General features: G+C 68.1%; 15 protein-coding genes. 9 read left to right on the top strand and 6 right to left on the bottom strand.

From position 1 onward, the window contains the following. Positions 1 to 2: 2 nt before the first annotated feature. Complete coding sequence (locus ACEN8G_RS04860; RefSeq protein ID WP_413740747.1) at positions 3 to 1,265, top strand: ATP-binding protein; 1,263 nt, start codon at positions 3 to 5, stop codon at positions 1,263 to 1,265. Positions 1,266 to 1,354: 89 nt separating this feature from the next. Then, positions 1,355 to 2,266 (top strand): intradiol ring-cleavage dioxygenase, encoded by a 912-nt coding sequence (locus ACEN8G_RS04855; protein WP_413419356.1) that lies wholly within the window; start codon positions 1,355 to 1,357, stop codon positions 2,264 to 2,266. 108 nt (positions 2,267 to 2,374) lie between these two features. On the opposite strand, the gene ACEN8G_RS04850 is transcribed toward ACEN8G_RS04855, so the two are convergent. The 3 genes from ACEN8G_RS04850 to ACEN8G_RS04840 all read right to left on the bottom strand — a co-directional run bounded on the left by ACEN8G_RS04850 (position 2,375) and on the right by ACEN8G_RS04840 (position 6,653). After that, positions 2,375 to 2,764 (bottom strand): response regulator, encoded by a 390-nt coding sequence (locus ACEN8G_RS04850; protein ID WP_307118310.1) that lies wholly within the window; start codon positions 2,762 to 2,764, stop codon positions 2,375 to 2,377. Positions 2,765 to 2,838: 74 nt separating this feature from the next. Then, on the bottom strand, positions 2,839 to 5,304 hold the full coding sequence (locus ACEN8G_RS04845; protein WP_413415508.1) for an ATP-binding protein: 2,466 nt from the start codon (positions 5,302 to 5,304) through the stop codon (positions 2,839 to 2,841). Beyond that, the gene (locus tag ACEN8G_RS04840; protein WP_413415509.1) at positions 5,304 to 6,653 is read right to left on the bottom strand and encodes a putative bifunctional diguanylate cyclase/phosphodiesterase; all 1,350 of its coding nucleotides are present in this window, start codon (positions 6,651 to 6,653) and stop codon (positions 5,304 to 5,306) included. The genes ACEN8G_RS04845 and ACEN8G_RS04840 overlap by 1 nt, the downstream gene beginning before the upstream one ends. 533 nt (positions 6,654 to 7,186) lie before the next feature. On the opposite strand from ACEN8G_RS04840, the gene ACEN8G_RS04835 reads away from it, so the two are divergent. The 3 genes from ACEN8G_RS04835 to ACEN8G_RS04825 are packed head-to-tail and all read left to right on the top strand — an operon-like array spanning position 7,187 to position 10,723. Beyond that, a complete protein-coding gene (locus ACEN8G_RS04835; protein WP_413415510.1) occupies positions 7,187 to 8,503 on the top strand; it encodes a UDP-glucose dehydrogenase family protein in 1,317 nt (438 codons plus the stop codon). Positions 8,504 to 8,528: 25 nt separating this feature from the next. Then, positions 8,529 to 9,353: a carbon-nitrogen hydrolase family protein gene (locus tag ACEN8G_RS04830; protein WP_413415511.1), complete on the top strand. Its 825-nt coding sequence runs from the start codon at positions 8,529 to 8,531 to the stop codon at positions 9,351 to 9,353. Beyond that, positions 9,350 to 10,723 (top strand): glutamate--cysteine ligase, encoded by a 1,374-nt coding sequence (locus tag ACEN8G_RS04825; protein WP_413415512.1) that lies wholly within the window; start codon positions 9,350 to 9,352, stop codon positions 10,721 to 10,723. Before ACEN8G_RS04830 ends, ACEN8G_RS04825 begins: the two co-directional genes overlap by 4 nt. Here ACEN8G_RS04825 and ACEN8G_RS04820 read toward each other — a convergent pair. Beyond that, positions 10,720 to 11,004, bottom strand: coding sequence for a hypothetical protein (locus ACEN8G_RS04820; protein WP_413740746.1), 285 nt, complete (start codon positions 11,002 to 11,004; stop codon positions 10,720 to 10,722). The two genes, ACEN8G_RS04825 and ACEN8G_RS04820, sit on opposite strands and share 4 nt — an antisense overlap. Positions 11,005 to 11,192: 188 nt before the next feature. On the opposite strand from ACEN8G_RS04820, the gene ACEN8G_RS04815 reads away from it, so the two are divergent. Genes ACEN8G_RS04815 through nagA form a run of 3 tightly spaced genes read left to right on the top strand, consistent with a single transcriptional unit; the run spans position 11,193 to position 14,081 of the window. Beyond that, positions 11,193 to 12,086 (top strand): BadF/BadG/BcrA/BcrD ATPase family protein, encoded by an 894-nt coding sequence (locus ACEN8G_RS04815; RefSeq protein WP_413415514.1) that lies wholly within the window; start codon positions 11,193 to 11,195, stop codon positions 12,084 to 12,086. Continuing rightward, positions 12,076 to 12,957: an N-acetylmuramic acid 6-phosphate etherase gene (locus tag ACEN8G_RS04810; protein ID WP_413415515.1), complete on the top strand. Its 882-nt coding sequence runs from the start codon at positions 12,076 to 12,078 to the stop codon at positions 12,955 to 12,957. The genes ACEN8G_RS04815 and ACEN8G_RS04810 overlap by 11 nt, the downstream gene beginning before the upstream one ends. Continuing rightward, positions 12,954 to 14,081 (top strand): N-acetylglucosamine-6-phosphate deacetylase, encoded by a 1,128-nt coding sequence (nagA, locus tag ACEN8G_RS04805; RefSeq protein WP_413415516.1) that lies wholly within the window; start codon positions 12,954 to 12,956, stop codon positions 14,079 to 14,081. The genes ACEN8G_RS04810 and nagA overlap by 4 nt, the downstream gene beginning before the upstream one ends. 151 nt (positions 14,082 to 14,232) lie before the next feature. Here the strand turns inward: nagA and rfbB are convergent, their stop codons facing one another. Further along, positions 14,233 to 15,315 (bottom strand): dTDP-glucose 4,6-dehydratase, encoded by a 1,083-nt coding sequence (gene rfbB, locus ACEN8G_RS04800; protein ID WP_413415517.1) that lies wholly within the window; start codon positions 15,313 to 15,315, stop codon positions 14,233 to 14,235. Continuing rightward, positions 15,312 to 16,235 carry a glucose-1-phosphate thymidylyltransferase RfbA gene (rfbA, locus tag ACEN8G_RS04795; protein ID WP_413415519.1) on the bottom strand — a complete coding sequence of 308 codons (924 nt, stop codon included), beginning with the start codon at positions 16,233 to 16,235 and terminating at the stop codon, positions 15,312 to 15,314. The genes rfbB and rfbA overlap by 4 nt, the downstream gene beginning before the upstream one ends. A gap of 403 nt (positions 16,236 to 16,638) precedes the next feature. Between rfbA and cysD the strand changes: the two genes are divergently transcribed. After that, complete coding sequence (gene cysD / locus ACEN8G_RS04790) at positions 16,639 to 17,583, top strand: sulfate adenylyltransferase subunit CysD (protein ID WP_413415520.1); 945 nt, start codon at positions 16,639 to 16,641, stop codon at positions 17,581 to 17,583. The last annotated feature ends 9 nt before the right edge of the window (positions 17,584 to 17,592 follow it).

Genomic DNA, 17,592 nt, shown 5'->3' with positions numbered 1-17,592 from the left:
CCGTGACCCGGCGCTCGATCACCGTCCCGATCGTATTGCTCGTCATCGCCGCGGCGCTGATCGCGACGACGACGCAGTTCACGATCATGTTCAACGGCCCGCCGCCGGGGCCGGGACCGCTGCCGCTCGCCCGCCTTGCCGAGGCGCTGCGCACCGGCATCGTGCCGACCACCGCGCAGGCGCGGATGACGGTCGCCCGCACGCAGGAGGACAAGTTCGGCCGCGAGAACGAGCGCCCCTCCCCCCCGCGCGACGCGGCGATCGCCCGGCTCATCGGCGTGCCGGTCGAGCGGATCCACGGCCTCTACCAGTTTCCCGCGCGCGATCCCGAGCAGGACATGCACGGCAGCTTCACCGTCGCGCTGGAGGACGGCAATGGCTGGATCGTCGCATCGAGCCTGTTCCGGCCTGCCTTCACCCGCTGGCACCTTGCCCGGCTGCTCGGGATGCTCGGCGTGCTGCTGGTGCTCTCGCTGCTCGCCTGGGGCGTGGCGCGGCGCATCTCGCGGCCCATCCGCGAGCTGGCCGGCGCCGCGACCCGGGTGCGGCTGGGTGCCCGCCAGCCGATCCCGCAAAAGGGCCCGCGCGAGGTCCATGAGCTCGCCCGGGCACTCGATTCGATGCAGGAGCGCATCCTGCACGAGGCGGAGAACCGCAGTGCGATGCTGGGCGCGATCGCGCACGACCTGGGCACGCCGCTGTCGCGGATCGCCTTCTGGGTGGAGCAGCTGCCCGACGACTCCCGGCTGCGGGCCGAAGCGGACATCGAGGAGATGCGCGCGATGCTCAAGGCCGCGCTGAGCTTCACCCGCGACGGCCGCGACGGGGCGCCGCACGAGAAGCTCGACCTGGGCAGCCTGATCGAGAGCCTGGTCGACGACCTCGCCACCGCAGGCAAGCCGGTGAGCGTCGAGGCCGGGCCGCGCGCGGTGGTGCGCGGCAACAGCGCGGCGCTGCGCCGCCTGTTCGCCAACCTGATCGAGAATGCGGTGCGCTATGGCGAGCGCGCGCGGCTGCGCTGGAGCCTGGGCGAGGGCAAGGTGGACGTGCTCGTCGAAGACGATGGGCGCGGCTTCGACCTGGCGCGGGCAGAGGCGCTGTTCGCTCCCTTCGTGCGCGGCGAGACTTCGCGCAACCGGGAGACCGGCGGCACCGGGCTGGGTCTGGCGATCGTCCGCTCGATCGCCGAGGCGCATGGCGGCGAGGTGTCGCTGGAGAATCGCCCGGACGGCGGCGGGCGCGTGCGGGTGCGACTGCCGGCCTGAACCTGCAAAACGCCGCAACATTCCGCGACCGTGCGAAATCCCCTTGTGTGTCCGGCATGTGACTGAAGCCTCCCGACCAAGGAGGCAAGATGGACCATCACGACGCGCACGACCTGGGCCTGGCCCATGACCTGAAGGCAATGACCCGGCTGGCCAGCCGCCGCCGCGCACTAGGCTGGTTCGCCGGCGCGAGCGGCGCGGCGGTGCTGGCCGCCTGCGACGGCGGATCGGGCAGCGGGAGCACGAGCAGCAGTTCGAGCGCGGCAACCGCGACGCCGACGCCGACCCCAACGGCCACGACCACCCCGACACCGAGCGCGAGCGCGACCGCCACCAGCGGCAGCTGCGTGGCCGATCCGACCGAGACCAACGGGCCCTATCCCGCCGACGGCACCAACACTTCGAGCGGCGTCACCTCGAACGTGCTCACCGCCGCGAACGTGGTCCGCAGCGACATCCGCGCGTCCTTCCTTGGCAGCTCGACCGCCACCGCGGCGGGCGTGCAGGTGGTGCTGACGCTCACTTTGGTCGACGTGAACGCCGCCTGCGCGCCGCTGGCCGGCTATGCCATCTATATCTGGCACTGCGACCGAGACGGGAAATACTCGCTCTACGACCTGCCGGCGGAAAGCTATCTGCGCGGCGTGGGGGTGACCGACAGCAACGGCCAGGTGCGTTTCAACACCATTTTCCCCGGCTGCTATGCCGGGCGCTGGCCGCACATCCATTTCGAAGTGTTCTCGAGCCTGGCGAACACCACAGGCGGGCGCTACGCCACCCTGGTCTCGCAGCTCGCCCTGCCGAGCGCGGCGTGCAGCACGGTCTACAACGGATCGAGCGGCTATTCGTCGAGCATCCGCAACTTCGCAGGCGTGAGCCTGAGCGGCGACAATGTGTTCGGCGACAACAGCAGCGCCCAGATCGCCCAGCAGACCCCGGCGATGAGCGGCAGCGTCGCCGACGGCTATACGGCAAGCGCAGTGATCGGCATCGCCAGATAGCTTGCCCGCTTTCGCGGGGATCGGCGCCAGCCCGCACCCCCACCCGGCCACCCAACGGCAGTATCATATGGGTGGCCGCGTGGGGGTGCGGGCCGGCGCCGCCTAAAGCTAGAGGATCATGCCCCCGCCGCCCCGGATCGCGAGCACGCGGCCGATCGAATCGAACAGCGCGTCCATCGCAACCGGCTTGAACAGCACGTCGTCGGCACCCACGGCGAGGCAACGCTCGCGCAGGTCGAGCGCGGTGTCGGCGGTGACGACGATGACCGGAATCTCGCCCTTCGCATCGCCGCGTGCGCGGATGCGCTCGATCGTCTCGAATCCGTCCATCCCCGGCATGCGCAGATCGACGAGCACGACGTCGAAGGTCTCGGCGTCGAGCATGGCGAGGCCCTCCTCGGCCCAGCTGGCTTCGGCCATCGTGGCCCCTGCGACGTCGAGCATGTCCTTCACGACCCGACGGTTCATCGGATCGTCTTCAATGAAGAGGATGTTCATGCCCGTCCGCCCGTGGCGACCGGTTTCCCCGAGATGCGCGCGACCGTTTTTGTCATGTCCGGTGTGCTATCGCCCTAAGCCGCCCGAGATACAAGCGGGTCCCCCTTCCGCTCATCGGAATTTTCTTCCGAGGGGGGAATGATAGCATCGATCAGGCTTGCCCCGGTAATGGGTTTTTCGATTATCCTGCCGCCACTTGCCGCAATCAGCTCAGCCGATGTCTCGGCATCCGGCCTGAGCCAGAGAATGGTGTGGGCAATGCCTTCCCCGCCGACACGCAGCGCGGCGAGCGCCTGGACGGGGCCATCCGCCTCGGCTTTGAGCGTCGCCTCGTCGGCGAGCAGGTGCCCGACATCCCCTTCCGCGAGCATCGGCAGCGCCTCGGCGACCGAGCCGGCGAAGCGCAGCCGGGCGACGCGCGGCTCGAGCAGGGTGCGCAGCATCGAGCGGGCGATCGGGTTGCGGTCGAGCACGACCAGGTCGAGCCCGCCCGCGCTTTCGGTGACGGCGGCTGCCTCGGGCGCCTCGGCCAGGACCAGGGGCAGATCGACGACGAAGCGCGAGCCCTTGCCGTCCTCGCTCTCGACCATGATGTCGCCGCCCAGGGCACGGGCGAGGTTGCGGCAGATGGCAAGGCCCAGCCCGGTGCCGCCGAAGCGGCGCGTGGTGCTGGTGTCGACCTGGCGGAAGCTCTCGAAGATCTCCTCGAACTTGCCCGCCGGGATGCCGATGCCGGTGTCCTCGATGGCCAGCTTGAGGCGGCGGGCATCGCCCTCCCCCTCGGCCACGGCGCGCAGGGTGACGCCGCCCTTCTCGGTGAACTTGATCGCGTTGGAGAGCAGGTTGAACACCACCTGGCGCAGCCGGGTGGCATCGCTGACGATCCAGTGCGGCGCGTGGCTCAGCTCGAGCCGGAAGCTCAGCCCCTTGGCGCGCGCCTGCTCTTCCCAGAGCTTGGTGACGTCGCGCAGCGTGGCGCAAAGGTCCACCGGCGCCGCCTCGACGCTGAGGTTGCCCGTCTCCATCTTGGCGACGTCGAGAATGTCGTCGACCAGCGCGCGCATGGTGACGCCGGCGCCGTGGACGATGCCGATCCGCTCGCGGATCTGCGCCTCGAGCTTCGGATCGGACAGCATGACCTGGGTCATGCCGAGGATGCCGTTCAGCGGCGTGCGGATCTCGTGGCTGGTCGTCGCGAGGAACTCGGTCTTGGCCTTGAGCGCCTTTTCCAGCGCGACATTGGTCTCGCCCAGCACGATATTGGCGGCGCGCACCTGGTTGCGGCTGCGGCGGATCGTGAGAAGGCCCCAGCCGAGCGCACCCATCACGATCACCGTCGCTGCGCCGACCAGCAGGAAGATGGTCAGCTGGTAGCGGGCGCGGCCCTCGGCCTCGCGCGTCTTGAGCTGGAGGATGTCGTTCTGCTGCTTGGCCCAGTTGAACTGCGCCGCCATCAGCGCGGCGCCGGTGGTGGTCGCCACCTTGGTCGCCTCGTCGTTCAGCCGCTTCAGCGCCTCGAGATGCCCCAGCGCCGAGCGCGCATCGCCGGCGCGGGTGAAGATCTGATAGGCGAAATAATGGTCGTTGCGGAACTCCACCCGGCTCTTGGCAAGGTCGATGCCGTCAAAGGCCTGGCGGATCATCCGCAATGCCCGGTCATTGTCGCCGCGCTGCGAGGCGACCTCGGCCGCCGTCGCCAGCATGTGGCGGCGCAGGACATCCGCATCGGCGCCGCGCAGCAGCTCGAACCCGCGGGTGACGGTGCGGTCCGCCGCGTCGAGCTGCTTGAGCGCGATCTGCGCACGGGCGAGGTTGCTGAGCATCCATGCCTCGAGCACGGGCTTGCCCATCTGGCGCGCGATGGTGATCGCCGCGTCATATTCCTTGATCGCCTCGGCATTGCGATCGAGCGTCTGCAGCACATTGCCGCGGCTGTTGTGCAGCGAGAGCGACAGCGCCGGATCGTCGTCATAGATCTCGGCGGCCTGGCGATAATATTGCTCGGCGCGGGCATCGTCGCGCGCCACGCTGTACAGCGACCCGATACCCTGCAGCGCTATCGCCTGGCTGCGCGGCTCCTTCACGTCGCCAAAGACACGATAGGCATTCTGATAGCTGTCGAGCGCCTGCACGGCCTGATCGCGCGACATGAACAGCGCGCCCTGCGACATCAGCAGGTCGCCGCGCAGCTTGATCGATTCCTGGATCGGCTTGACCAGCCGCAGCCCCTCGGTGAGCAAGGGCGCCGCCTGGGCCGGCTCGTCGTTGCGCAGATGCGCCTCGGCCGCCAGCCAGCGCGCAGTGGCGAGCGCGAGTACCCGCTGCCGCTCGTCGGGAAGCTTCTGCGCCAGCGTATCGATCGCCCCGGCATGGCGCAGCGCCTCGGCCTGGTCGGACATCATGTTGTCCTTGGCCGCCTGGATCTCCTGCTGGATCGCCAGGGGGAATTCCGACTTGGCCTGGGGCGCGATCTGCGCGGCAGCCGGCAGGACGGTGAACAGCGCCGCAAGGGCAAGGAAGAAGCGCGGAAGGGCGCGCATCAGGCGCGCTTCCAGAAGCTCTCGGGGCGGACGAACGAAGCGGGGCCGTTCGCATTTTCGAGATGGCCATCGTCCGCGAGGAACTTGCGGAACGCATCGAGCCCAAGCGGGCGCGAGATCAGGAAGCCCTGGACCATGTCGCAGCCCATCACGCTGAGCAGCGCGAGCGCGGACGGCGTCTCCACGCCCTCAGCGGTGACTTCCATCTCCAGGGCATGGGCAAGGTCGATCGTCGAGCGCACGATCAGCGGATCGCGGTTGCTGCTGGTCAGCTGCAACACGAACATCTTGTCGATCTTGAGCTCGCGCGCCGGCAGCTTCTTCAGATAGGCGAGCGAGGAAAGCCCCGCGCCATAATCATCGATGGCGAGCGTGACCCCGCTGTCGGCGAAGAACTGCAGGTGGCGGATCGCGCTTTCCGGATCGCGGATCACCGCGGTCTCGGTGATCTCGAAGCCGAGCTTGGCATCGGTGTTCGCCAGCATCTCGCACACTTCGTTGACGAAGGCGGGATCGGCGAGGAGCTGGCCGGAGATGTTGACGAAGAGCAGCATGTCGAAGCCGTCCTCGCGCAGCTTCCTCTGGTCCTCGATCACCTGGCGCAGCGTCCACAGCGTCAGCCGGCTGATCTCGCCCGCCTGCTCCGCGACCGAGATGAAGTCGCCCGGCAGGATCAGGCCGCGGGTCGGGTGCTGCCAGCGGACCAGCGCCTCGGCACTGGCGATCTCCTGGCGGCGGACATGCACCTTGGGCTGATATTGCAGGAACATCTCGCCATTGGCGATCGCGCGGGGCAGCTCGCGCATCAGGGTGAGCTTGTCGAAGGCGAGGTCGGCGCGCGACAGGTCGAGCATCACCACCCGGCCATCGACCCGTGACTGGTCCAGCGCGGATTCGGCGGCCTCGGCGAGCAGCACCTCGTCGTCCTCGACCGAAGGCGCGGCGGCGACGCCGAAATGCATTTGGAGCTGGTGGGGCTCGCCGTCCAGGTCGAGCGCGCGGAGGAAGGCCTTGCTGATCCGCTCGATGTCGTCGGCGGCGGCTTCGGGCGATTCCCGCTCGAACATGATCTCGATGATCGCGCGGCTTGCGGCGGCGATACGGACGTCCGGGACGATCTCGGAGAGCCGCTGGGCCACGTCGAGCACCAGCGAATCGGCGCGCGCCCGGCCCAGATGGCGGCGGAGCGACGCGAAATTGGCAATCTCGCAAAGTCCGAGAATGCTCCAGTAACGACCTTCAATGTGACGATCGTTACTTGCCCGGTGCAATTCGCGCTTGCCCGGCGCGCCGGGGCGGCGTTCGCGCAGATTGATCTCCGCGCCTTCGCGAGAACTCTGAATTCGCACAAATTCCCTCGCGATTTCCGCGTGTTCCACGGAATTCGGTACCGCGCTGGGCGCAGCGATGGCCAAGGGCGCCAAAGGCTCTTTGCGTGCCGACATGCCCCCTGGGTCTAGCCCCAAACCCTTGAAGGAACGGTTAAATCACGCCCGCAAAACGCTTTTGCCAAAGCCAACTCCGCAGAAATCCGGATTGATTCATCGTTAAGCTATCTTTAACCACGCGAATCGCGCACTCGTGCGCACCGATGGGAGACTACCAATGTTCGCGTTTTTGACCCTTCTGTTCCGTGAAGGTGGCGGCAGCGAGATCCGTCCGTTCTAAAAGGAACGTTCATCCGGGCCGGCGGTGGAGCGACCTCAATCGAGGCCGTGCTGACCGGCCCGGACGACAAATCTGGAAGGCGGCCTGAGGCCGCCTTTTTTGTTGCCCACGCTTTTCTCGCCCACCACGCCGGAGAGGAGCGCCACGCGGCCCCTTGCCCCGGACGCAGGCGTCGCTATCTGCGCAGCATAATTTCTTCCCAAGGGGATCCACGTTGCGCATCGCGATGATCGGCACGGGCTATGTCGGCCTGGTTTCTGGCGCCTGTTTCTCGGATTTCGGCCATGAGGTGGTCTGCGTCGACAAGGACGCCCGCAAGATCGAGCTCCTCCATCAGGGCGTGATGCCGATCTATGAGCCCGGGCTCGACGCGCTGGTCGCCTCGAACGTCAAGGCCGGTCGCCTGTCCTTCACCACCGATCTGGCCGAAGGCGTCAAGGACGCGGACGCCGTGTTCATCGCGGTCGGCACCCCGAGCCGCCGCGGTGACGGCCATGCCGATCTCAGCTATGTCTTCGCGGCCGCGCGCGAAATTGCCGAGAACCTGAACCGGCCCAGCGTGATCGTCACCAAGTCGACCGTGCCGGTGGGCACCGGCGACGAAGTCGAGCGGATCATGGCCGAAGTGGCACCGAACGCTGGCGCCAAGGTCGTCTCCAACCCCGAATTCCTGCGCGAAGGCGCCGCGATCGAGGACTTCAAGCGCCCGGACCGCGTCGTCGTCGGCACCGACGACGAGGCCGCCCGCGAAGTGATGCGCGCGATCTACCGTCCGCTCTCGCTCAACCAGAGCGCGCCGATCCTGTTCACCGGCCGCCGCACCAGCGAGCTGATCAAATACGCCGCCAACGCGTTCCTGGCGGTCAAGATCACCTTCATCAACGAGATCGCCGACCTGTGCGAGGAAGTCGGCGCCGACGTGCAGGAAGTCGCGCGTGGCATCGGCCTCGACAACCGCATCGGCTCGAAGTTCCTCCATGCCGGCCCGGGCTATGGCGGCTCGTGCTTCCCCAAGGACACGCTGGCGCTGCTCAAGACCGCCGGCGACAACGAAACGCCGCTGCGCATCGTCGAGGCGACCGTGCAGGTGAACGACGCCCGCAAGCGCGCCATGGGCCGCAAAGTCATCAAGGCGATGGGCGGCGATGTTCGCGGCAAGACGGTCGGCATCCTCGGCCTGACCTTCAAGCCGAACACCGACGACATGCGCGATGCGCCGAGCCTGTCGATCGTCGCCGCGCTGGAAGATGCCGGCGCGACGATCAAGGCCTATGATCCCGAAGGATTCGAACAGGCGAGGCCGTTGCTGCCGAACGTCGAGTTCAGCGAGAGTGCCTATGCCGCGGCGGACGGTGCCGACGCGTTGGTGATCGTGACCGAGTGGGACGCGTTCCGTGCGCTCGATCTCGACCGGATCAAGTCGCTGCTCAAGGCGCCGTTGCTCGTCGACCTGCGCAACGTCTATCCCGCCGTCGATGCCGAGCGCGCCGGCCTGAAGCTGGTCGGCGTCGGCAAGCCGAAGAACGGCTGATCCCGGCCAACGGGGGAGGAAATCGATGAAGGCCAGCCTGCTGCAGATGACGAGCGGGATCGACCCGGCCGCCAATGCGCGCACCATCACCGATGGCGTGGCGAAGGCGGCGACGGAGGGCAGCGCGATGCTGTTCACGCCCGAAATGTCCGGCCTGCTCGACGGCAATCGCGAGCGCGCACGCCAGCATGTCGTGGCCGAGGAGCAGGACCTGGTCCTCGCCGCGACCCGCGAGGCGGCGGCGAAGCACGGCATCTGGGTCCATCTCGGTTCGCTCGCACTGAAGGGGGAGGGCGGCAAGTTCCTGAACCGCGGCTTCGTCATCGACGGCACCGGCGCGATCAAGGCGAGCTACGACAAGCTCCATCTGTTCGACGTCGACTTGGCAACCGGCGAGAGCTGGCGCGAGTCCAACACCTATAATCGCGGCGAGCGGGCGATCCTGGTCGATACGCCGATCGGCAGGCTGGGCCTCGCCATCTGCTACGACATGCGCTTCCCGGACCTGTTCCGCGCGCTGAGCGATGCGGGCGCCACCGCCCTCTCCGTCCCCGCCGCCTTCACCCGCCCGACCGGGCAGGCGCATTGGCACGTGCTGCTGCGCGCCCGCGCGATCGAGGCGGCCGCGTACCTGATCGCCACCGCCCAGACCGGCGAGCACGAAGATGGCCGCGCCACCTATGGCCATTCGCTGGTCATCGATCCCTGGGGGGAAGTGCTGCTCGACATGGGCGAGGAGGCCGGGCTCGGTTCGGCCGAGATCGACCTTGCCCGCGTCGAAGACGTACGTTCGCGCGTTCCCGTATTGCGCCACCGGCGCCAGATCCCTCCCGTCGAGACCTTCGCATGAGCACCAAGACCGAGAGCAACAAGGTTTCGGCCCCGATCGAGGACCGCGCCCAGCTGATCGAGTATTTCGCCAAGGGCGAGAAGCCAAAGGAACGCTGGCGCATCGGCACCGAGCACGAGAAATTCGTGTTCGCGACCAAGGACTTCCACGCCCCCAGCTATGACGAGCAGGGCGGCATCCGCGACCTGCTGGGCGAGCTGACCCAGTTCGGCTGGACGCCGGTGCTGGAAGGCGACAATGTCATCGCGCTGTCCGGCCCGGACGGCACGGTCAGCCTGGAGCCCGCGGGCCAGCTCGAGCTTTCTGGCGCGCCGCTGGAGAATCTCCACGAGACGTGCGGCGAGACCGGCCGGCACCTCGAGCAGGTGAAGCAGGTCGGCGACAAGCTCGGCCTCAACTTCCTCGGCCTCGGCATGTGGCCCGACAAGACCCGCGCCGAGCTGCCGATCATGCCCAAGGGCCGCTATGCCATCATGCTGCGGCACATGCCGCGCGTGGGCAATCTCGGCCTCGACATGATGCTGCGCACCTGCACGATCCAGGTGAACCTGGATTATGCGTCCGAGGCGGACATGGTGCAGAAGTTCCGCGTCGGCCTGGCGCTGCAGCCGCTGGCGACAGCCCTGTTCGCCAACTCGCCCTTCACCGAGGGCAAGCCCAACGGCTTCCTCAGCTTCCGCTCGAACATCTGGTCGGACACCGATCCGGCGCGCACCGGCATGCTGCCCTTCGTGTTCGAGGACGGCTTCGGCTATGAGCGCTACGCCGAGTACGCGCTCGATGTGCCGATGTACTTCGTCTACCGCGACGGGAAGTACATCGATGCCGCCGGCCAGAGCTTCCGCGACTTCCTGAAGGGCGAGCTGCCCGCCTATCCCGGCCACAAGCCGACGATGGACGACTGGGCGGACCATCTCTCCACCGCCTTCCCCGAAGTGCGCCTCAAGACCTTCCTCGAGATGCGCGGTGCCGATGGCGGCCGCTGGGGCCGGATCTGCGCCCTGCCCGCGCTCTGGGTCGGCCTGCTCTACGATCAGGGCGCGCTCGACGCCGCCTGGGACCTGGTCAAGGGCTGGTCGATGGAAGAGCGCGAGACGCTGCGCAGCTCGGTGCCGAAGCTCGCGCTCGACGCGCCGCTGCCGGGTGGCGGCAAGCTCAGGGACATCGCCGGCGAAGTGCTCGACATCGCGGCAGCAGGGCTCAATGCGCGCGGCCGGCTCAACGCCTCGGGCGACAACGAGAGCGGCTTCCTCGATCCGCTGCGCGAGGTGGTGCGCACCGGCAAGGTGCCCGCGCAAATCCTGCTCGACCGCTTCAACGGCGACTGGGGCGGCGACATCCGCCGGGTCTATGAGGAAGCGCGGTTCTAGCCTTCCCGGCCCGGGGGAGCACCGCCGGGAAGGCCAGCCCCCTGCCTGCGCGCCAGCCGCTCGACTTCCCGCAGCCGCCCGTCGATCGCCGCGACTTCGTCGTCGTCACCCTTGCGGATGGCGGCAACGATCAGGTCGATCAACTGCTGTGGGGTCGAGGCGCCGAAGCGCAGAAGCAGTTCTTCACCCGAGAGGACCGCGACATCACGGAGCGCCATGCGCCCGCAGGCGCTGATCTTCGCTTCGGATTCGGGCTTTCTACGCTTCACACTCGCTTGCATGACCGCTTCACTCACTGAACCGGCACGAACCCTGCGCCCGGCCGGCGCGCGGGAAAACTGGTAAATTTACGTATTTGTCGCGGGGCACCGAAAGGCCCCACCTGACCTTGCCCAGCCATATCTGTGGATTATGGCCCCCGGGCGGTTCGGCATGGCAAAGCCCGGCACGGCTGCTGTAGGGAGCGAACATGGCCTATTTCCTCGGCATAGACGCAGGCGGCAGCCATTGCCGCAGCCGGTTGACCGATGCGGACGGCAGGGTCCTGGGCATCGGCGAGAGTGGCCCGGCCAATACCCGGATCGGCATCGAGAAGCTCCACCTTGTGCTGCGTGACGTCGCCGGCCAGGCGATCGGCGCCGCCGGGCTCGACGAAGCGCAGGTCGCGACGATCCGCGCGGGCATGGGCATCGCCGGCATCTCGCGCCCCGGCATGCGCGAGCAGCTCGCCGCCCTGCCCTTCCCCTTCGCCTCGACCGAGTTCGTCACCGACGCGGCGATCGCCAATCTCGGCGCGCATGGCGGCGCGGAGGGCGCGACGCTGATCATCGGCACCGGCAGCGTCGCCGAGGTCCGCGTCGGCTCAACCAGCTTCACCATCGGCGGCTATGGCTTCCCGATCTCGGACGAGGGCAGCGGCGCCGCGCTCGGCCTCAGCGCGATGCGGCATGCGCTGCGCGCGCTCGACGGCCGGAGCGAGGTCACCCCGCTCAGCCACGCCGTCACCGCCGGCTTCGGGCACGACACCGCGCGCGCCGTCGCCTGGATGGATGCGGCGACGCCCAAGGACTATGCCGCCTTCGCCCCGCTGGTGATGGACTATGCCGAGAACAACGACGCGATCGCCCGATCGATCGTCGAGGACGCCGCCCAGCATATCGAGCGCTTCATCGAGACGATCTTCGCCCGCGGCGCCGTCCGCTGCGCGCTGGCCGGCGGCCTCGCCCTGCGGATCAGGCCCTGGCTGCGCGCGCGCACCGTGGCGCGGCTCACCGACGCCGTCTCCGATCCGCTCGACGGCGCGCTGCTGCTCGCCGGCCTGCCTGCCACCGCCCTGCCGACCCGGAAGCCCGATGCCAACTGAGACTGCCGACCCCCGCTATCGCGAGATCGACCGCTGGCCCACCGAGACCGCGGTGGAGGCGATGCTCGAGGCACAGATCGCCGCCCTCGCCGCGCTGAAAAGCCAGACCGTCGCGATGGCGGCCGCGATCGACGCCGCCGCCGATCGCCTGCGTCATGGCGGACGCATCGCCTATGCCGGTGCCGGCACCTCGGGCCGGATCGGCGTGCAGGACGGGGTGGAACTCACCCCCACCTTCAACTGGCCCTTCACGCGGCTGGCCTTCCTGATCGCCGGCGGCCCGGCCGCGCTGACCCGAACTCAGGAAGGCGCCGAGGACAGCCGCGAGGCGGCACTCGCCGCAGTGGCCGCCGAGGAGATCGGGCCGAACGACGTGCTGATCGGCGTCGCGGCGAGTGGGCGCACCCCCTATGTGATCGCCGCGCTGGAAGCCGCGCGGGCGGCCGGTGCGCTGACCATCGGCCTTTCCAACAATGCCGGCACGCCGGTGCTGGCGGCGGCGGAGCACGCGATCCTGGCCGATACCGGGAGCGAAGTGGTGGCCGGATCGACCCGGATGAAGGCGGGCACGGCGCAGAAGGTGACGCTCAACCTGATCTCCACCGGGATCATGTTGCGCCTGGGGCTCGTTCACCACGGGCTTATGGTGAACATGCAGGTCTCCAACGCCAAGCTGCGCGTCCGCGCGATCCGGATGGTCGGGACGCTGGCCGGCGTCGGCGAAGGCCCGGCCGAGGCGGCGCTCGATGCCGCCGGGCTGGACATCAAGAAGGCGGTGCTGGTCGCCCGCGGGCTCGATGCCGGCGATGCAGAGGCCAGGCTCGCGGCGGCGCAGGGCAGCCTGGGCAAGGTGCTGGACGCCCTCGCATGAAGGCGCTGGTCAATGGTCGCATGCTGCTGGCCGAAGGCTGGCGCGACGATGCATGTGTAGTGACCGAAGGCGAGCGGATCGCCGCGATCCTGCCCGAACCGCCGGCGGGCGCCGAACGGATCGACCTGGGCGGCGGCACCCTGCTTCCCGGCTTCATCGACGTGCAGGTCAATGGCGGCGGCGGCCGGCTGTTCAACGACGATCCGAGCGTAGAGACGATCCGGGTGATCGCCGAGACCCACCGGCGCTACGGCACCACCGGGCTGCTGCCGACGCTGATCAGCGACGACCTGTCGGTGGTCGAGGCCGGCATCCGCGCGGTCGATGCCGCGATCGAGGCGGGCGTGCCCGGCGTGCTCGGCATCCATATCGAGGGGCCGTTCCTCAACCCAGTCCGGCGCGGCATCCATAGCGAGAGCAAGATCCAGCCGCTGCGCGACGAATTCCTGGCGCTGCTGGAATCGGGCCGGCGCGGCAGGACGCTGGTGACGCTGGCGCCCGAGACGGCGACGCCGGAACAGGTCGCTCGGCTGGTCGCCGCCGGGGTGATCGTTTCGGCCGGCCATTCCGATGCCGGGTACGAGACCGTCCGCGATGCCATCGACAATGGGCTGACCGGCTTCACCCATCTCTTCAACGCGATGTCGCCGCTGCTCAACCGCGCGCCTGGCATGGTCGGCGCGGCGCTGGAGGATCCCGAAGTCTTCGCCGGGATCATCGCCGATGGCTATCACCTCCACCCGGCGACGCTGCGCGTGGCACTGCGCGCCAAGGGCCCCGAGCGGCTGATGCTGGTGACCGACGCGATGCCGAGCGTCGGCAGCGACGAGACCATCTTCCTGATCCATGGCCGCGAGATCCACCGCGACGGCGACCGGCTGCTCGGCGCCGACAACACGCTGGCCGGATCGACGCTGACCATGGCCGGCGCGGTGAAGGGGATGATGGAACAGGGCCGCGTGGGGCTGGAGGTCGCGGCGCACATGGCCTCGGCGACGCCGGCGGCGTTCCTGGGGCTCGGCGGCGCGCTGGGCCGGATCGCGCCGGGGTACCGGGCGGACATGGTGCTGGTGGATGACGCGCTGGACGTGACGCGCAGCTGGATCGGCGGGGTCTCGAACTGAGTCTTTCCCCGGCGAAGGCTGGGGCCCAGGCTAAACAGTGCGCGTCGAAGACGCGCCAAGGCGCGTCACTTTCAAGTACTGGGCCCCAGCCTTCGCCGGGGAAAGTAAGGAAGGGTCATGCCGCAACCGTTCCCGTCATGCCGGGCCTGGTTCAGAGAACCCCCAGCCGCTCGCCCTGATAGGTCCCGGCGCGGATCGGCTCCCACCAGTCCCGGTTCCCCAGATACCAGTCTACCGTCTTCGCCAGCCCGGTCTCAAAGCTCTCGCGCGGCGTCCAGCCCAGCTCCGCCCCGATCTTCGACGGATCGATGGCATAGCGCCGGTCATGCCCCGGCCGGTCACTGACGAAGCGGATCAGGTCGCGATGTTGCCGCCCGCCGACCTTCGCATCGAGCAGGTCGCAGATCGCCTCTACGACCTGAAGGTTGGTGCGCTCCTGCCGGCCGCCGATCAGATAGGTCTCGCCGGCCCGGCCCCGAGTCAGCACCTGCTCCAGCGCCTCGGCATGGTCATCGACGTACAGCCAGTCGCGGACGTTCGCGCCCTTGCCGTAGATCGGCAGTTCCCTGCCCTCGAGCGCGTTGAGGATGACCAGCGGGATCAGCTTCTCGGGGAAGTGATGCGGCCCGTAATTGTTCGAGCAGTTCGACAGCACCACGGGCAACCCATAGGTCTCGTGCCAGGCGCGGACGAAATGATCCGAGGCGGCCTTGCTCGCCGAATAGGGCGAGGACGGCGCATAGGGGGTCGTCTCGGTGAACACCCCGCTGTCGAACGGCAGGTCGCCGAACACTTCGTCGGTGGAGATATGGTGGAAGCGGAAGCCCGCGCGCTTCGCCTCGGGCATCCCGCGCCAATGCTCGAGCGCGGCGTCGAGCAGGCGGACGGTGCCGAGGACGTTGGTCTCGACGAACGCTGCCGGGCTGTCGATCGAGCGATCGACATGCGTCTCGGCAGCCAGATGCATCACCCCCTCGATCCGCTCGTCGCGCATCAGCCGGTGGAGCTGCGCGGCGTCGCCGATATCGGCGCCGACGAAGCGGAAATTGGGACGGCCCATGATGCTGCCGAGCGACGCCATGTTGCCGGCATAGGTGAGCTTGTCGACGCAGACGACGCGGTAGCGCTTCGCCACCAGCAGCCGGCAGACTGCCGAGCCGATGAAGCCCGCACCACCGGTGACCAGCACCCGGCGCATTTTCGGGGCCGAGGCGATCGGCTCGAGAAAGGTCATGCGGCAGCCGCTTCCACGCAGCGGCGCAGGTACCGCGCATAGTCGGTCTTGCCCATCGTATCGGCGCGAGCGAGCAGCATCTGTGCGTCGAGATAGCCCAGGTCGAAGGCGATCTCCTCCGGGCAGGCGATCTTGATGCCCTGGCGGTTCTCGATCGTCCGCACGAAACTGCCGGCATCGTGCAGGCTGTCATGCGTGCCGGTGTCGAGCCAGGCATAGCCGCGGCCGAGCCGGTTCACGTTGAGATTGCCCCGCTCCAGATAGGCCGAGATCACATCGGTGATCTCCAGCTCGCCGCGTGGGCTGGGCTTCAGCGTACGGGCGATGTCGACGACCTGGTTGTCGAAGAAATAGAGCCCGGTCACTGCCCAGTTCGACCTGGGCTCAGCAGGCTTCTCGACGATGCTGGTGGCCTTGCCGGTCTCGGGATCGAAGGTGGCGACGCCGTAGCGCTCGGGATCGTCGACCTGATAGGCGAAGACGCTCGCCTGGCCCTGCGCGGCGGCCTCGGCGGCGGCGCGGCCCTTGGCCGCCAGCCCGTCGCCATGGAAGATGTTGTCGCCCAGGATCAGCGCGGCCGGGCCGCCATCGAGGAACTGCTCGCCGATCAGGAAGGCCTGGGCCAGGCCTTCGGGGGCAGGCTGCTCGGCATATTCGAAGTTGATCCCGAAGGCCGATCCATCGCCCAGCAACAGGCGGAACATCGGCAGGTCACGGGGCGAGGAGATGATCAGGATGTCGCGGATGCCGGAGAGCATCAGCACCGACAGCGGATAATAGATCATTGGCTTGTCGAAGACCGGCAGCAGCTGCTTCGAGATCGAGAGCGTCGCGGGATACAGGCGCGTGCCGGCACCGCCCGCAAGGATGATCCCCTTTACCGGCCTGTCCGACGATACGGCGGATATGGAAGCAGCCACCAATTCCCTCCCCGGCGCCCAGGCGCTTGGAAGCGCGGCGCACCACCGGATTGTGCACCGAAATTGGTTCAAGAACTGCTAACCGTGGAAATCAGGCGGGCTGCGGCTCGACCGGTACTTCGGCAAACGCCGCCTCTGCTATCGGCGTTTCGGCAGGCGGTGGCGCGATAGGAACCATCGACCAGCCATCGAATGCAAACGCCTTCGGCTCCGCGTAGGAACGCGGCCCTTCAAACCCCTCTTGGTGCATCCTCGGTCTCTCCGACTCGATTTGCCCCCGCCCGAACAACGCCTTACGCCTGTTACATGCCGCTGGGTAGCCGGTATGCCGCGCTAAACATTATCTAGATCGCGCCGCCGCGAGCGGCTTCCTAAATCGCCCGCCATGCTGCATTCCGGGAACATGACGGAGACACAGGCGAGCGCTGGCGCTGCGGGAACGATTCCGGCCGCGCGGCTGACGCACCTCCAGCGGCTCGAAGCCGAGAGCATCCACATCCTGCGCGAAGTCGTCGCCGAGGCCGAAAGCCCGGTGATGCTCTATTCGATCGGCAAGGACAGCGCGGTGATGCTCCACCTCGCGCGAAAGGCCTTCTACCCGGCGCCGCCGCCCTTCCCGCTCCTCCATGTCGACACGACCTGGAAGTTCCGCGCGATGTACGATCTGCGCGACAAGGCGGCACGCGACGCCGGCATGGAGTTGATCGTCTACAAGAACCCCGAGGCCGAGGCGCAGGGGATCAATCCCTTCGACCATGGCGGCCGCCACACCGACATGTGGAAGACCGAGGGGCTCAAGCAGGCGCTGGACAAATACGGCTTCGACGCGGCGTTCGGCGGCGCGCGGCGCGACGAGGAGAAGAGCCGCGCCAAGGAGCGCGTGTTCAGCTTCCGCACCGCGACGCATCGCTGGGACCCCAAGAATCAGCGCCCCGAGCTGTGGCGGCTCTACAATGCCCGCAAGCAAAAGGGCGAGAGCATCCGCGTCTTCCCGCTCTCCAACTGGACCGAGCTCGACATCTGGCAATACATCCTCGCCGAGGGGATCGAGATCGTCCCGCTCTATTTCGCCGCACCCCGCCCGACGGTGGAACGCGACGGCTTGCTGCTGATGGTCGATGACGAGCGCTTCCGGCTCAATCCCGGCGAAGTGCCGGTGGAACGCTCGGTCCGCTTCCGCACCCTCGGCTGCTACCCGCTCACCGGCGCGGTCGAGAGCGAAGCGGATACGCTGGAGGCGGTCATCCAGGAGATGCTGCTGACCACCACCAGCGAACGCCAGGGCCGCGCGATCGACCACGACCAGGCGGCGTCGATGGAGAAGAAGAAGCAGGAGGGGTATTTCTGATGCGGCCCG

Origin of the sequence: Sphingomonas sp. Sphisp66 (assembly GCF_047324325.1) — a bacterium.
In the GTDB taxonomy this organism is placed as follows: Bacteria; Pseudomonadota; Alphaproteobacteria; order Sphingomonadales; family Sphingomonadaceae; genus Sphingomonas.
The sequence above is the reverse complement of the archived record's forward strand: the minus strand, read 5'-3'. Positions and strand labels throughout refer to the sequence as shown.

Excerpts from the sequence above, each read along its gene's own strand:
- rfbB (WP_413415517.1), bottom strand. The coding sequence starts at position 15,315 with ATGACCTTTCTCGAGCCGATCGCCTCGGCCCCGAAAATGCGCCGGGTG.
- ACEN8G_RS04855 (WP_413419356.1), top strand. The coding sequence starts at position 1,355 with ATGGACCATCACGACGCGCACGACCTGGGCCTGGCCCATGACCTGAAG.
- ACEN8G_RS04820 (WP_413740746.1), bottom strand. The coding sequence starts at position 11,004 with ATGCAAGCGAGTGTGAAGCGTAGAAAGCCCGAATCCGAAGCGAAGATC.
- ACEN8G_RS04830 (WP_413415511.1), top strand. The coding sequence starts at position 8,529 with ATGAAGGCCAGCCTGCTGCAGATGACGAGCGGGATCGACCCGGCCGCC.
- cysD (WP_413415520.1), top strand. The coding sequence starts at position 16,639 with ATGACGGAGACACAGGCGAGCGCTGGCGCTGCGGGAACGATTCCGGCC.
- ACEN8G_RS04815 (WP_413415514.1), top strand. The coding sequence starts at position 11,193 with ATGGCCTATTTCCTCGGCATAGACGCAGGCGGCAGCCATTGCCGCAGC.
- ACEN8G_RS04850 (WP_307118310.1), bottom strand. The coding sequence starts at position 2,764 with ATGAACATCCTCTTCATTGAAGACGATCCGATGAACCGTCGGGTCGTG.
- nagA (WP_413415516.1), top strand. The coding sequence starts at position 12,954 with ATGAAGGCGCTGGTCAATGGTCGCATGCTGCTGGCCGAAGGCTGGCGC.
- ACEN8G_RS04845 (WP_413415508.1), bottom strand. The coding sequence starts at position 5,304 with ATGCGCGCCCTTCCGCGCTTCTTCCTTGCCCTTGCGGCGCTGTTCACC.
- ACEN8G_RS04825 (WP_413415512.1), top strand. The coding sequence starts at position 9,350 with ATGAGCACCAAGACCGAGAGCAACAAGGTTTCGGCCCCGATCGAGGAC.
- ACEN8G_RS04810 (WP_413415515.1), top strand. The coding sequence starts at position 12,076 with ATGCCAACTGAGACTGCCGACCCCCGCTATCGCGAGATCGACCGCTGG.